This window comes from Chitinophaga eiseniae (assembly GCF_900167135.1).
Classification (GTDB): Bacteria; Bacteroidota; Bacteroidia; order Chitinophagales; family Chitinophagaceae; genus Chitinophaga; species Chitinophaga eiseniae.
Genome location: NZ_FUWZ01000001.1, coordinates 1,930,446 through 1,945,353 on the forward strand (window position 1 = coordinate 1,930,446; position 14,908 = coordinate 1,945,353).

The 14,908-nt window shown below is 55.1% G+C and carries 9 protein-coding genes and 1 tRNA gene; 1 reads left to right on the forward strand and 9 read right to left on the reverse strand.

What is annotated here, in order from left to right; translation table 11 throughout:
• Positions 1–82: 82 nt before the first annotated feature.
• The 3 genes from B5D63_RS08070 to B5D63_RS34965 all read right to left on the reverse strand — a co-directional run bounded on the left by B5D63_RS08070 (position 83) and on the right by B5D63_RS34965 (position 3,910).
• Entirely contained in the window at positions 83–1,243 is a 1,161-nt protein-coding gene (locus tag B5D63_RS08070) for a BamA/TamA family outer membrane protein (protein WP_078668199.1), read from the reverse strand.
• A gap of 239 nt (positions 1,244–1,482) precedes the next feature.
• On the reverse strand, positions 1,483–3,711 hold the full coding sequence (locus B5D63_RS08075; protein ID WP_078668200.1) for a hypothetical protein: 2,229 nt from the start codon (positions 3,709–3,711) through the stop codon (positions 1,483–1,485).
• 80 nt (positions 3,712–3,791) lie between these two features.
• Positions 3,792–3,910: transfer RNA gene (locus tag B5D63_RS34965), tRNA-OTHER, on the reverse strand.
• Between the two features lie 179 nt (positions 3,911–4,089).
• On the opposite strand from B5D63_RS34965, the gene B5D63_RS08080 reads away from it, so the two are divergent.
• On the forward strand, positions 4,090–4,707 hold the full coding sequence (locus tag B5D63_RS08080; RefSeq protein ID WP_078668582.1) for an HPP family protein: 618 nt from the start codon (positions 4,090–4,092) through the stop codon (positions 4,705–4,707).
• Here the strand turns inward: B5D63_RS08080 and B5D63_RS08085 are convergent.
• From B5D63_RS08085 to B5D63_RS08110, 6 genes are all read right to left on the reverse strand, one after another.
• Positions 4,704–6,149, reverse strand: coding sequence for a c-type cytochrome domain-containing protein (locus B5D63_RS08085; protein ID WP_078668201.1), 1,446 nt, complete (start codon positions 6,147–6,149; stop codon positions 4,704–4,706). The two genes, B5D63_RS08080 and B5D63_RS08085, sit on opposite strands and share 4 nt — an antisense overlap.
• A complete protein-coding gene (locus B5D63_RS08090) occupies positions 6,149–7,063 on the reverse strand; it encodes a TIM barrel protein (RefSeq protein ID WP_078668202.1) in 915 nt (304 codons plus the stop codon). Before B5D63_RS08090 ends, B5D63_RS08085 begins: the two co-directional genes overlap by 1 nt.
• Before the next feature lie 16 nt (positions 7,064–7,079).
• A complete protein-coding gene (locus B5D63_RS08095) occupies positions 7,080–8,570 on the reverse strand; it encodes a DUF1501 domain-containing protein (protein WP_078668203.1) in 1,491 nt (496 codons plus the stop codon).
• A gap of 8 nt (positions 8,571–8,578) precedes the next feature.
• Entirely contained in the window at positions 8,579–11,299 is a 2,721-nt protein-coding gene (locus tag B5D63_RS08100; protein WP_078668204.1) for a DUF1553 domain-containing protein, read from the reverse strand.
• A gap of 83 nt (positions 11,300–11,382) precedes the next feature.
• Positions 11,383–12,270, reverse strand: coding sequence for an AraC family transcriptional regulator (locus tag B5D63_RS08105; RefSeq protein ID WP_078668205.1), 888 nt, complete (start codon positions 12,268–12,270; stop codon positions 11,383–11,385).
• 54 nt (positions 12,271–12,324) lie between these two features.
• Positions 12,325–14,757 carry an ABC transporter permease gene (locus B5D63_RS08110; RefSeq protein ID WP_078668206.1) on the reverse strand — a complete coding sequence of 811 codons (2,433 nt, stop codon included), beginning with the start codon at positions 14,755–14,757 and terminating at the stop codon, positions 12,325–12,327.
• Positions 14,758–14,908 lie beyond the last annotated feature (151 nt).

The following is a 14,908-nucleotide window of genomic DNA, read 5'->3' on the forward strand; positions in this document are numbered from 1 at the left end:
TGCGTTTATCACGGGTATCGAAATAAGCTGTGTTCCGGAAAAAAGATAGCAGCAGGAAAACGTATATACGTGACCGATAGGATCAGAAAACTTCGTTGACCCCGAAGTAGAAGCCTGACTGGTCTTGTCCGCGGCCGTAGTCCAGCCGGATATTGACGCGGTTTTTGAATTCCCAGCGATAGCCGATGCCATAACTGACAAGTGTTTGCTGGAAAGAGAGTTCGTTGAAGCGGGAAAATACGTTGCCACCGCCTATCCATACCACGGCGCCGCTGCGGCGGTAAACGCGTTGCCGCAGTTCCACCTGCCCGGCCATATAGTTACGGTCCCGGTACCGGCCTTCATAGTAGCCGCGTAACCGGTTGGAGCCGCCAGCCTGCGCCAGCATGTTCCAGGGCACATCGCCACTGTGTTCTTCTGCATAAAAATCCATCGCGAGGATGCTGCCTTTCCAGAGACGTTTGTACCAGTCAAATTGCAGTTCCAGTTTAGAAAAAACGGTTCGGTTACCCAGAAAAGAAGGGTAGAAGCGGTAGCCTATCCGGGCGTACATCCCGTGGGCGGGGTTGGGAATAAAGTCGCGGGTGTCGTAAACCACAAAGGGGCCAGCGCCCATGCCGAAAACCCGTTTGGGTTCCATCAACGGTTTACCGGCGCCGGTGTCAATATCTTTGGCCTGCGCATTCTGCACATGCGTGCTGATACCGGCATAAAAGCGGTTGCTCAGGTTGATGGCCAGGTCGGCTTGTAATTTCTCTGTGAGCAACAGGTAGTCGGTATACGCATCTTTGGAAGAACCAGCCCCATAGCCAATTCCCCAGTATTTGTCAGGACGTGAGCTGAAAGAAGCTTTTAACATCAGCCGGAAGCGGTCTTTCGGAAAAATGGTGGTGCTGTTAAGCCCCAGACCATAAAATCCTGTCAGCGCCACAGAACCGTATACGGCCACATTGGACAGCGGCAGCAGGGTGTCTGCCCGGTCGGTACGGTATTGCGCAGCCACCATCACGGCAATGCCTGCGCTGGTTTCAGGGGTATACACTGGTCCTCCGATGAAACTCAGATCTACTTTTTTATGTTTGCTTTCATCATTGGTATGCTGAAGATAATGAAGCACGCGCTGATACAACCCCCTCGGGGCCGTGGTGTCGGTACTGTTGCCGGAAGTAGGGGCCTGACGGGCGTTTACTGTTACACTACAACAGAGCAATATGGGGAGTAGTAGGTTCCTGGGCATGCGCATGATCGCCCGAAAATAACGATAATTTTCGGAATCATGGATGACACACAGGTTCGTGGGTTCCAGATTCCCGGCTCACGCCCGGAGCAATGATGTCGTCCAAATCCGAAAGGGTAGGGCCGGGCGGCCGTACAACGTAGCCCGGGGCGGGAGCTTGTCCCGGGTTCCCTTCTCTGTCCTTTCTCCGGTCCCGGAGGCCACACAAACCAGCCCAGGGCTAAAGCCCTGGGCTGTTGCGGGAATTAATCAACAAACAATCGTGTCACGGCGGCGGTATCCATGGCCCATTGGGCAGTGTATACCTCATCGGCGCCGGCGGTATCGGCCAGTTGCAGCTGTTGTGCGGCAGCTTTCATCTCCAGCAGTTGCCCGATGGTCAGTTTCTGTTCCAGCTTTTTCAGCAAACCGGCCACGTTGTTGCCGTTCAGCTGCTGTACTACCTGTCCTTCATAAGGCATTTCCAGCCAGATGATGTTACGGGCGGCTACGTCGAGCACACCGAAGACCAGGCCTTTGGCAAGTCCGCGGGTGATACGCACCTGGTGTTGCACACAGGAGGGATCGTAGGCGACGCCTGTTTTGTTGGAAATTTTCATGCTATGGCGGCTATCCATCCATCCCACCACCATCTCTGGTACCAGGCTTCCGGAGCTAAAGGCGTTACAGGTGAACGTCACGTAGCGGGCGCCGGCGGCAGCCAGTTGCTCTACGTCCAGGTTAATGTACTCGGCGGTCCCTATTTGGTTAGGAATAGCGCGGATATCGCCGCTATGTTTACAACCGGTAGTTACCAGCCGGCTGTAGGAACAGTAGTCCGTTGACGCTTCATAGCTGATCTGGCAGCTCAGGTCCATATCCAGGTGCTGGGCAGGCAATCCTTTACCCCATTGCATGAACAGGCGGATGGTATTTCCCTGCAGCGGGAAACGGGTCCCCATCAGGGCTGCCGGCAGGTCCTGTACCTGCTCGCTGCGGTCACCGATGGCCAGCGGTATTTTATACAATGCCGGATCGATGTACATGGTACGGCCGGCGGCAGGTATAGCAGCAAAACGTTTACGGGTGACTTCCAGGCACAGACCGGCAACTGCCAGCTGCATCTGTTCCAGTTCTTCCGCGGTGTACAGGGCCAGCAGCTTATTGGCTGACAGGCTTTTGGCGGTACCTCCGAGCGGTCTTACCACACGGATGGAAGCAGGGTCGAAGTAGTATTCGGCGTACATCTGCAGGGTGAACAGGAGCCGGGCAGGCACCTGGTCGGCGATGGCGGAAAATGCTTCTATCGTTACTTCCGGCCCGAACCACAGCATATTGGCAAACAGGGAGCGGGCAAATAATCCCGGCCGCTGCTGCAACAGGTAGAAGGTGCTGGCAGCGTCGTAACGCAGCCGGAACTGGTCCAGCCGTCCCTGCCACACGTCATAGTCTTCCCGGTAAAATTTATCCAGGATGGTACGCAGGTGCTCAAAGCCGGTACGCTTGCTGTATTCCGGCAGGCGCAGGGCGCGGATAAAACGTACCCACATCTGTCTTTTAGGATGCATATCGGCGCAGACCTTTGCGGCGTCCATAGACAGCCCGTTGATCCAGCGAGCAGCCATCAGCGCATCTTCACGGCGGTATTTCAGTTTCAGCGAAGCGGCAGCAGCGGTTTTGCCGGACAGGTCTTTATTACCGGCGCGGGGCCCGATCGCATTACGCTGCGTACGCGCGATAATGGTCTTCGGCGCTACCAGTTGCAGGAAACCGGTATGTTTAAACCACAGGTAACGGAGTATATCCGTGGGCGTGTTAAACAATGCCTGCGCTTTTTCTGCACGGCCTTGCTGTACCAGGATATCGATAACGGTGATCGCTGTTTCTCGCATAGCGATTTTTCCTTCCGGCACCGGCAGTTCCGTCAGCAAACGACGCAGGCTGCTCTGTTGGGTGGCGTCCAGCGCGGTACGGGAGGCCAGCAGATTTTCAAGGTATTGTTCCGCATCTTCCAGTGTCCACAGGTCTAATACCCGCAGTTTTTTATTCTGGCCGTAATGCTCAATGGCAGCGGCTTCCAGCGGTGTGCCGCAGAAAGGGCAACCATTATAACGTTCCAGCGGAAAAGTATGGGGCGGTATCAGGCAACCGCAGGCCAGCCTTGTCCCCCCGGTAAGACCCAGTAAGTTGGTGAAATAAGTGATGAGATGATCGGCATAGGATTCTCCCGTAGGTACGCTCCAGTTTTTTACCAGCGGCGCCCAGTTCAAATCTGTACCCAGCACTTTCCGGAGATGTTCCAGCAGCTGTGTATGCGTGGCGGCATCGGTTTTTTCCAGGGCGCGTAACAGCCGCTCGGACACGCCGAATCCCAGTTTGGCCATATTGGCCACCAGCAGGGTGGTATCGGGGTTCATTCCTGCAGCGCCATTCATGGCGTTTGCCGGAATATAAACGGCCTGTTGACGTAATGCTACTTTTAGGATCTTGTTCATCGTTACAATTTTTATAATCAGATAATTTTGTCGCTATTTTTTAACAGAAAAATGAAGTAAGCAACAATTGACCTTGATAGAAAAGCAGGCTGGATTCGAACCAACATCCCCGGTTCCCTCAGGAAGTAAGTCCCGGTTGACCTCTTCCGGTAATTCCGGAACTCCTATACCGGTGTCTTAACCATTAGACGACTGCTTTATGGGAAGCGATAATGGTGAAAGTAATCCCAAATGATGAAGTAACTTTTACTTGACCGCTTCGATGATACAAAGATGCAAGACCATGTGCGCAGTCTTTTTGCGCAGATGAAAAAAAATTTTTCTACCTTATCTTCGCACCCGGAAATCAGCCCCAAAAGGAAAGCTGACGGTAGTAAAATGTTATCTGTACAAGAAAAGAAGGCCGTGCACCGGGAACATCATCAGAAAGCGAAGTTCATCCGGCTGCGGCGCGGCATAAGAGTTGCCCGGTATGTGATGTACCGCGAGACATTAATCGACAAAAAAAGTATTTACTGGTCATTCACAGGTGCTTTTATAGGGATTGCCAGTATTGGCTTGTTGAGCCACTTTTATCTCCCCGTAAAGGACAACCTGTTCCTGATAGGCTCTTTTGGCGCATCGGCGGTGTTAATTTATGGTCATACGCAAAGTCCGCTGGCGCAGCCGCGCAACCTGGTGGGTGGGCATTTATTGAGTGCGGTGGTAGGGGTAACAGTAGGTTATCTGGTGCCCTGGCCGGAATGGGAGTGGCTGGCCTGTGCGTTGGCGGTGGCGGCATCACTGGTGGTGATGCAGGTCACCAAGACAGTGCATCCGCCGGGCGGCGCTACGGCCCTGCTGGCGATTGCGGGCTCACCGGCTATCCGGAAGCTGGGCTTCTGGTATGTGTTGTCGCCGGTGGCCTCCGGAGTGGCCATACTGTTACTCGTAGCAGTGGTGGTAAACAATATGACCGACGTCCGGCAATACCCCGATAAACGGAAATGGTTCTAGACCGTTTTCCTTTTGTAGATGATCGTATCTGACGCCAGTGGCTCCAGCCGGTAGCCGCCGGTATCGATGGTGAGTTTAGGCAGCTGCTGACGCAGTTGTTTTAACGTATGGGCGTCAGGGTTAGCCTGGTAGAGGTACAGCTGCTGCAACTTTTTATTTTTTGTCAGCGCCGTCAGGAAAGCCGGCGTACAGGCGGTACCGCTCAGGTTCAGATACAGCAACTCACTGCAACCTGTCAGCGGCGTTGCCGCGGAACCTTTGACAGCCGTCTGTTTCAGCTCCAGCCGGGTGAGGGCGGAGAGCTGACCAATGTCTGCCAGCGCAGCGTCGGTGATGCGCGTACCGGACAGGTCCAGCCATACCAGTTGCGACCGGAGGGGATGCAACAGCTTCATATCTGCATCGCTGAAGTCAGGCGCATTCACACAGCTGACAGCCACGAAAGGACTGTTGGCCGCCACAGGCAATACCTTCACGCCTTTGGCCTCCAGGGCTTCTATACTTTTTTTATCCGGCGCCGACGGCGTAGCCTCGGGCACAAACTCGTTGTGGTCCAGCGCTTTGCCCGGCGTCATTGCTTCCAATACCAGCTGTATACGCGGATTGGGCTTCAGTTCTTTCACCGTTTTACCGGTGGGCGCGCCCTGCGCGATCCACCAGTAAAGCAGCTCCACCTCGCGGGGTGACAGCTGCGGTTTGCCTTTGGGCGGCATACGGTGCTCGTCGTTATCAGGCAGCACCAGTCTCTTAAACAATTCACTTTCTTCCGGCATACTGTCTTTCAATACAGGTCCGTGTTCACCCCCTTCGCGGATCAGGGCGAGTGTTTCCAGCCGTAGTCCCCCCTTTAGTTTCCGGGCGTTGTGACAGCCATAGCAGCGGGTAGACAGCACCGGCGCTACCAGGTCTTCATATACCCGTGCATCGCCTACATTCGTATAGGCGGCTTCGTTATCGGCGACGGTCTTTTTACCGGCGAAAGACTGCAACGCCGGCGGCATGGCCTGCAGCAGGTAATCGTCGCCATGTGTGAGCGACCCGCCATAGTGCCCTGCGGCGGATACCAGCACCAGCAGCAGCGCAAACAGCGGCAGCTCAAGGCGCGCCAGCCGTTTGGCGGCGGGGGCCACGGTGAGCAGCCATAGCAGCGTGCTGCTAACGGCCACGCCTATACCCAGCCACAGGTGGGTATTGAGCAGTTGTTCGTCATAGCCACCGTCGAGCGATAACAGGTAACCTGCCACGCAGCTGGCGACGGCGGAAAGGGCCGCTGCCAGCAATAATAGCGGCAGGGCGGCGCGCAGGCCGGCCCGTTTGCTGCTGCGTGACAACAGCGCCAATACAAAGGCGATGATCAGGATACCTATCGGCAGATGTACGATCAGCGGGTGTATCCTCCCGATGAATAGATTCCAGTTTCCGGTTGCGGCTAATATCTTCATTACTTCCCGTAGCGCTGTTTGAGTTGATGCATCATATATACGTTAATATCCCATTGGTTGGCCAGCGGCTGCCGCGTATAAGGCAGGGTGGGCATGTAATCGGCCGGACCGAACTCCGTCAGTATCGTCAGCGGTTTGCCCGCCTCCTGGTGCCGGCGCACGATCTGGTCCCACCAGTTAAAATGCGCTTTTACGGCATTGGCCCATTCGGGCGCCCGGGGATCGTTGACCTGCGGCCCTTCGGGATGACCGATACGGGCATGGATATGACCGGCGCGCTCCAACGCTTTGCCAACGGTTTCGGCCTGGTCTTCCAGCAGCGACTCATGTACGTTGCACCAGTGGGAGATATCGAGCGTGAGGCGCAGGTCGGGCTTCTTTTCGATAAACTGGCGCGCCACATGGGCGGCAAACAACATGCGGGAACGGTGCGTTTCGTGGTACACGGGAACGCCGTTGCGCTGCGTGATGCGGGTGCTGATGTCGATCAGCGCGGCATTCTGGTCAAAGGTAAAATAGTCTTTGCCGGACTGGGTGTTGATGTATAGCGGCTTAGGGCCTGTGGTGGTAGCGGCGGTAAGCGCCGCTTCAAACTGCGCGGCATGTTTCGTATAGTCGCTGTCGTGACCGCCGGCCAGGTAGCCTACGTGAAGCTTGTGCTGGTCCAGCGCGGCAAACAGCGCCTGTTGCGCGGCTTTCTCTCCCGGCCACCAGAGTTCGATGCCGTCGTAGCCGGCTTGTTTGGCATCGCGGCAGAAATCACCGATGCTGCCGGCATAGCCCCAGTTGGTGGCCATCACGATCAGCCGGTAGCCGTTGGCCGGCCGGGCGGCAAAGGAGGGTAGGGTAGCAAGGGCCATCGCCCCGCTCATAACGGCGGACTGCCGGAGAAAATTTCTTCTGCTGGTGTGCATTGGTTGATTTTAAATATTAAGCCAGTATCGGCGTGATCACATGTCCGCCTACGTCTGTCAGCCGGAAAGGCCGGCCCTGGAACTGGTAGGTCAGCTTCTCATGGTCAAACCCCAGCTGTTGCAGGATGGTAGCGTGTATATCGTTGATGGCCACTTTGCCTTTAACGGCGGCGTAACCGATTTCGTCTGTTTCTCCCCAGGTGAAGCCTTTTTTGATACCGGCGCCGGCCATCCACATGGTAAAAGCTTCCACGTGGTGGTCACGGCCGAGGTAGGGGGTGTCTTTACCGTCACGGTTTTCCTGCATCGGCGTACGGCCGAATTCGCCACCCCATACTACGAGCGTCTCATCAAGCAGGCCGCGTTGTTTGAGATCTTTCAGCAGTGCTGTAATAGGGCGGTCGATCTCCCGGCATTTGTTGCGGAAACCATAATCGATGGCGAGGTTTTCGTCGGTGCCGTGGCTGTCCCAGCCCCAGTCATACAGCTGTACGAAACGTACGCCTTTCTCCACCAGCTTACGCGCCAGCAGGCAGTTGTTGGCGAAAGACTCTTTGCCGGGCTGCGTGCCGTACATCTCATGGATGTATGCCGGTTCTTTGTTGATGTCCATTACATCCGGAACGGAGATCTGCATTTTGTACGCCAGCTCATATTGTGAAATGCGGGCCATTGTTTCCGGGTCACCGAATGTTTCGTATTCCTGACGGTTGATATCGTTGATCGCGTCGATAGATTGTTTGCGGAGGTTACGGTCCATGCCTTCCGGGTCAGTGAGGAACAGCACAGGATCGCCTTTGGTGCGGCATTGTACGCCCTGGTAAACAGACGGCAGGAAACCGCTGCCCCACACGCTTTTGCCGGCATCGGGCGTTTTACCGCCGGAGGTGAGCACCACAAAGCCGGGAAGGTTACTGTTTTCCGTACCAAGACCGTAAGTCACCCAGGAACCGATGCTGGGCCTGCCGAGCCGCGCGCTGCCGGTTTGCATCAGCAGCTGCGCCGGGCCGTGGTTGAACTGGTCTGTCTGCACTGCTTTCAGGAAACTCACCTCGTCGGCCATGGTGGCGAAGTGGGGCATATGATCGGATACCCATGCCCGTGATTCGCCATGTTGCGCAAAGACCGCCTGCGGCCCCAGCATTTTGGGCACGCCGCGGATGAACGCAAACTTTTTACCTTCCAGCAGTGACTGCGGGCAGAGCTGATTATGCAGCTTTTGCAGGTCCGGCTTATAGTCGAAAAGTTCCAGTTGTGAAGGAGCGCCCGCCATATGCAGGTATATCACGCTTTTAGCCCTGCCGGGAAAATGTGGTGCGCGGGGCGCCATGGGATCGGCGCTGAAATCGGGCCCGGCAGCGGCACTGCTGCCGCAGCTGGTCAGAAAAGAGCCCAGCGCGGCGGCACCGAGGCCGGTCACGCAGTCCAGCAGGAAATGCCGGCGGGTGATGAAGCGCAATGTTTCTTCACTGGCTTCCCGGAGGAGTTTATCGTGCAAACGGGACATAGCGTTATTTATGATTTGATCAGAAATTCGTCGAGATTCATAATAGCGTTGGCGACCACGGTGAGGGCGGCCAGTTCCGCCAGTTGCTGCGGCGCTTCTTTGCATTGCAGCAGCGCTTTTGCATCGGCAGGTGATTTTTTATACTGTTGCAGCGCCTGTTTGTACAACCGTTGCAATACGGCCAGTTTGTTATCCGATAACTGCCGGCAGACGGCCGTCTGATAACCCCAACGGATACTCGCAGTCGCGTCGTTGTTGCCGTTGCGCTGCATGTGTTGCGCCAGCGCACGGGCGGTTTCTACATACACCGGGTCGTTGAGCGTTACCAGCGCCTGTAAGGGTGTATTGGTACGGATACGGCGTTGCAGGCATACCTCGCGGCTGGAGCCGTCGAACGTGATCATGGAAGGGTAGGGGCTGGTCCGTTTCTGGAACACGTACAGCGCACGCCGGTATTGGTTGCCGTCGTCTGCCGTCTTCCAGTACTCGCCGCTCCACACGCTTTGCCAGATGCCTTCCGGCTGGTAGGGCATGATGGATGGACCGTGCATATTACGGTTCAGCAGACCGCTTACGGCCAGCGCCTGGTCTCTCACCTCTTCGGCGGTGAGCCTGAAGTGCGGGCCCCTGGCAAGCAGGCGGTTGGCGGGGTCTTTCTCCTGCAGCGCCGGCGTGGTGGTGGCATCCTGCTGATAGGAGGAGGAAAGAACGATTTCGCGCAGCAGCTTTTTAGTACTCCAGCGATATTGATGGATATACTGATAAGAGAGCCAGTCCAGCAGCTCGGGATGGGAAGGCAGGAAACCCTGTGTGCCGAAGTCTTCCACCGTTTCTACGATACCGGTGCCAAACAGTTGCTCCCAGAGGCGGTTCACCATCACCCGCGCGGTCAGCGGGTTGCCCGGAGCGGTGATCCACTGCGCCAGTCCGAGGCGGTTGCGCGGCGCATTGGCCGGAAAAGGATTCAGGGAGTGCGGTACGTCGGGGGTAACGGTTTTGCCTAACACCAGCCAGTTGCCGCGTTCAAAAATATGGGTGGCCCGCTGCATTACCGGCGGATTTTCGATCATTACGGGAATATCCTGCGGCTGGGAATTGACCAGTGCCAGCAGCTCGTTGTTGACGGCGTCATATCCCGGCTGCCCTTTACCGGGCAGGTCGTCGCGGAAGGCGAACCATTCCACCATGCACACCGGGTCGTTGGGTTTCAGCGAAGCGTTGCGGAACTTCAGATAGAGGTCATGTTTGCCGCTGGTTGGTTTCAGCGGGATAGCAATCACTTTGCGGTCGTTGGTGGGGGCCAGCGTCTGCGTGAAATACACGGGGCCGTTGAGGCTATCCAGCCGGCACTCGAGAACACCACCGGTGTTGCCGGTCCAGTAGTTCATCAGCAGCTGTGTTTTGCCGCCGGTGGCCTGTGCGGGCAGGCGGCAGCTGCCGTTGTGGCGTACGCCGAGGTATTTGGTATCATACAGCGCGCCGTTGACGTAGTTGTCGCAGTCGTGCGCATGTACTTTAGGTTCCAGCACTTTCATGAACTGCTGTACATCGGCTACCTGTGCGGTGTTGCCATGTTGTTTCACCCATTCGCTGATACGGTTTACCTCTGCAAGGCCGATGCTGTCGTACAGGCGCAGCTTGGGGTGTTCCATATGGGTATCTTCATCGCGGGTGTTGTTCATGAAAGCCAGTAGCTTGTAATAATCTTCAAACCGGAAAGGGTCGTAAGGATGGCTGTGGCATTGCACGCAACCGATGGTGACGCCCTGCCATACTTCCATCGTAGTGCTCACGCGGTCCATTACGGCGGCGGTGCGGAACTCTTCGTCCTGGGTACCGCCTTCGTCGTTGGTCATGGTGTTGCGGTTAAATGCAGTGGCGATGAGCTGACCGTTGGTGGGATGCGGCAGCAGGTCGCCGGCCAGTTGCGCAATGGTAAAGCTGTCGTAAGGCATGTCCTGGTTGAACGCGTCGATGACCCAGTCGCGGTACCGCCATACGCTTCTGCTGGCGTCTCTTTCATATCCTTTGGTATCGGAATAACGCGCGAGGTCCAGCCACATGGAAGCCCAGCGTTCGCCGTAATGGGGCGACTGCAGCAGGGAATCGACCATACGCTGATAGGCAGCAGGACTATGGTCTGCGGTGAAAGACGCCACCATGCCCGGGGTAGGCGGAAGGCCGGTCAGGTCCAGGCTTACGCGGCGCAGCAGCGTCAGCGGATCTGCGGGCCTGGAAGGCTTCAGCCCTTCCGCATTCAGCTTTTCGATAATAAAACGATCGATGTCGTTGCCGTTGTCAACGCTGACATCGGGCACGGGGACCTGCTTCAGGGGCACATAAGCCCAGTGTTCGCCCCATTCGGCGCCTTCTTTTACCCAGCGGGTGAGGATGTCTACTTCGGCGGCGGTGAGCGGCTCCCCTTTCTGTGGCATCCGTTCTTTCGGATCTTTACAGGTGAGGCGGCGGATAAACTCGCTTTTCTCCGGATGGCCGGGGATAATGGCTGGCTTGCCTGATTTGGTGTTGCCCAGGGCTTCTTCCCGGAAAAGGACGCTGAAGCCGCCGCTTTGTTTTACGCCGCCATGGCAACTGATACAGTGTTTGTTGAGTATAGGCTTGACTTCCGCGCTGAAGTCAGTGCGCTTGCGTGAATGGCAGGCGGTCACCACCATACCGGCAACTACGGACAGCAACACGGCTGCCCGGAACGTGGATGTAGAGCGCATGTGTTTTTTCATTGAACCACTGTAAAAGTAATCGTCCGTTTGTACTAAGCGGATAGAGGATCTGCGGAATATGATGGATTATTTTATGGTTCTTGTTTTTTAGTGCGGTATTGCGCCGGTGAAAGGCCCATGACCTTGGTAAACAACCGGGAGAAATAATAAGGGTCTTCCATGCCCAGCAGCGACGCGATCTCTTTTACCCGTAAATGGGTGAAATGCAGGTACTGACAGGCTTTCTGTACTTTCAGGTGATTAAAATACTCGATGGGCGAATACCCGGTATTGCTTTTAAAAAGGGCAGAGAAATGGGAGATGGACAAATTGATGGACCTTGCCATCTGCTCCAGTGTCAGCATACGGTCCAGGTGCTGGTTCATATAGTCAATGGCATGATCGATCGTGTCCTGCTCCGGCCTTGTTTTCCCCGGATGATGGGAGCCGGGATAAATACAGGAGGCGAGGAAAGCCCAGAAACTCATGTTGGCATACAGGAGGTTTTCGGTGCGGTAACCTCTTTCCAGCTGCTGGTAAATATTATCGAATAAAGCCAGCCGCTCGTGGGCATGCGGCAGGTAAGTCTGGTGACTGTTGAGCTGCTGCAGTGACGTATGCACAATAGCGTCAGCGGTATGGCCTGCAAAATGCGCCCAGTAGATGGTCCATGGGTCGGTATCGTGCGCCTGGTAAGCATGCGGCCAGTCCCGCGGGATGATAAAACAATCCCCGGCCTTGATAGGATGGTCCTTTTTACTGAGACGGATATTGCCCCGGCCTTCGAGGCAGTAGATCAGGATATGCTCCGGCGCGCCGTTGAGGCGTCTGCGGTAGTGAAACTTCGCCTTGGGATAATAACCGATGTCGGTGATGTACATGGTCTGCATCACCGGATCGGCCGCGCATTTCTCCTGCAGGATATTACGGGGTATCACTATCGCACGTTGTCCTTTGAAGCCTTCTCCTTTTCTGATCATGGAACGGGAATTTCTTTCCGATAAAAGTAAGAAAATCCATCAGCCGGAGAAAGGTTATTCGCTGCGGAGGTTTTTAAGCGGGTTGGAAACGGCCGCTTTGACGGACTGAAAGCTTACCGTACCAAGAGCGATCAACAGCGTGGCAATACCGGCAGCCACAAATATCCACCAGTGGAGCTGAATACGGAAAGCAAAACTCTCCAGCCATTTGTGCATGGCCCACCCGGCAAAAGGTGCGGCTATCACGAACGCAACAGACACCAGCCGGATAAAATCCCGGTTCAGCATCTGCGTGATGCTGGTCACGCTGGCGCCCAGTACCTTGCGGATGCTGATTTCCCTGGCCCGTTGCGCGGCCATGAATGTGGCCAGGCCAAAGATACCCATACAGGCAATAGTTATAGACAGGATGGAAAACAACAGCGCTATCTGTTGCACGCGCCGGTCGGCCCGGTACATCTCATCAAACGACTGGTCGAGGAAACTATAGTTGAATGGCATGCCCGGCGCCATGGATTTCCACAGCTGCGTTGCGTTATCAATGACCTGCTCCCCGGAAGCCCCGGCCATTTTCAGCATGATCACATTAGGTCGCCAGTTGTTAAGCGTCATGCATACGGGACCAATGGCCTGGTGCATGGACTCATAATTGAAGTCCTTCACGACGCCTATAATCGTAAAGGGCCGCGGACTGCCGCCACTCTCCACGTTGTACACGTTTTTACCTACCGGATCTTTATACCCCAGCATTTTAGCGGTCGTTTGGTTGATGATGACCGCGGAGGAATCTGCTGCGGAACCGGTCCTGAAGTTCCTGCCCGCCACCAGTTGCATACCCAGTGTTGGGATATAATCATCGTCAACAGCCCACCGGCGGGTGTTAAAACTGTTGGAAGCCAATGGTCCGTTTTCGGGGTTGATGTTCCAGTCCTGTCGCGCAAAACCGGCTACCGGTAAAAAGGAGCTGACGGTGGCGCTGGTAACGCCTGCGGAATGCTGCATCTCTTTTTTGAAAGCATATACATGGTCTCCCAGCGCATCGGCATTGTGGATTGTCAGCACCTGGTCCCTGTCAAAGCCGGGGTTTCTGCTCTGGATAAAACGGAGCTGCTGATATACTACCAGCGTGCCGATGATCAGGAAAACAGCGGTGGCAAACTGAAACACGACCAGCACGCTTCGCAGTCCGCTGTTTTTGCTGCCCAAACGCAGCTTGCCTTTTAACACCTCCACTGGTTTAAAGCCTGACAGGAAAAAAGCAGGGTAGCTGCCTGCCAGTATCCCCACCACAAAAGGCAACGCTATCAGCCAAGGGAGGATATGGGCAGATAACAGCGCCGTCAGTCCGATCGACTTGTCGGTGATCTGATTGAATAACGGTAATGCCAGATAGGCCATGCCAATGGCAAGAAGAAGTGCGAAAATGGCCATCAGCGTGGACTCTGTAAGAAATTGACTGATGAGTTCTTTGCGTGCAGTACCCAATACCTTACGGATGCCCACCTCTTTGCTTCTTCCGGCGGAATAAGCCGTGGTCAGGTTCATGAAGTTGATACAGGCAATCAGGAGAATGAACAATGCTACGGCGGAAAAGATATAGATGTACTGCATACTGCCGGGCGGACTTAGCTCGTCCCGCAGGTTGCTGTGCAAGTGGATCTCTTTTAAAGGCATCAGCGGGAAGTCTACGGTATTGCCGGCTTTCTCAAACTCCTCCATACTGTTTATTTTGAAAGGCGCCAGCGCCGGGATCAGATAGTTGATCACAAACTGCCGGTGGTTCCGCTGAAAGGCTACCGGATCGGTGCCGGGGCGTAACAGCAGATAGGTATAAAAGTTATGCGCACCCACATTGCCCCAGTCATAATGCCGGTTCATCATAGGAAACAAAAGGTCAAAATGAAAGTGGGATTTGGCGGGCATGTCTTTGATCACAGCGGTTACCTTGTAGGGAACAATTTTGTCTCCTTCTTTGATTTGTAGTTCCTGTCCCAACACATCTGTCCGGTCAAAATATTTGCGGGCGGCGGATACCGTCAATACCACGGTGTTGGGCTGCGTTAGCGCAGTCCGGGTGTCTCCGGCGATAGCCGGAAAAGTAAAGACATCAAAAAAAGTGGAATCAACATAAGCGGTACCCGCTTCCATGATATAGGCGCCGTTTCTATTGATGAGCTTCCGGTTCTCCTGGGCATTGATACGGGTATAACTTTCCACGGCGGGGTAGTCTTTCTTCAACGCAGGCCCCATGACATCGGAGGTCACCGCCATGCGGATGTCCTGGCCGCCCCAGTGTAAATTACTCTGGATACGGTAGATGCGGTCCGCCTTCTCATGAAAACGATCGTAACTGCACTCATCTGCGATATACAGCGCTATCAGCAGAAAACAGGTCAGCCCGATGGCCAGCCCCATCAGGTTGATCAGCGAGAATGTTTTCTGACGAAGGAGATTCCTCCAGCCTATGGTGAGATACGTCTTTAGCATAATGTTGTTTTAGGTTGATGTCTGCCGTCTGCCCTTCCACTAATTAGATGCCTAAGATATTGTAATTTGATAATCAATAAGATATATACTTTCTACGGGGTGTATTTGTCCGCTTTCGGCAAGCCCGTTGTCCGATTCCGGACTGTATCCT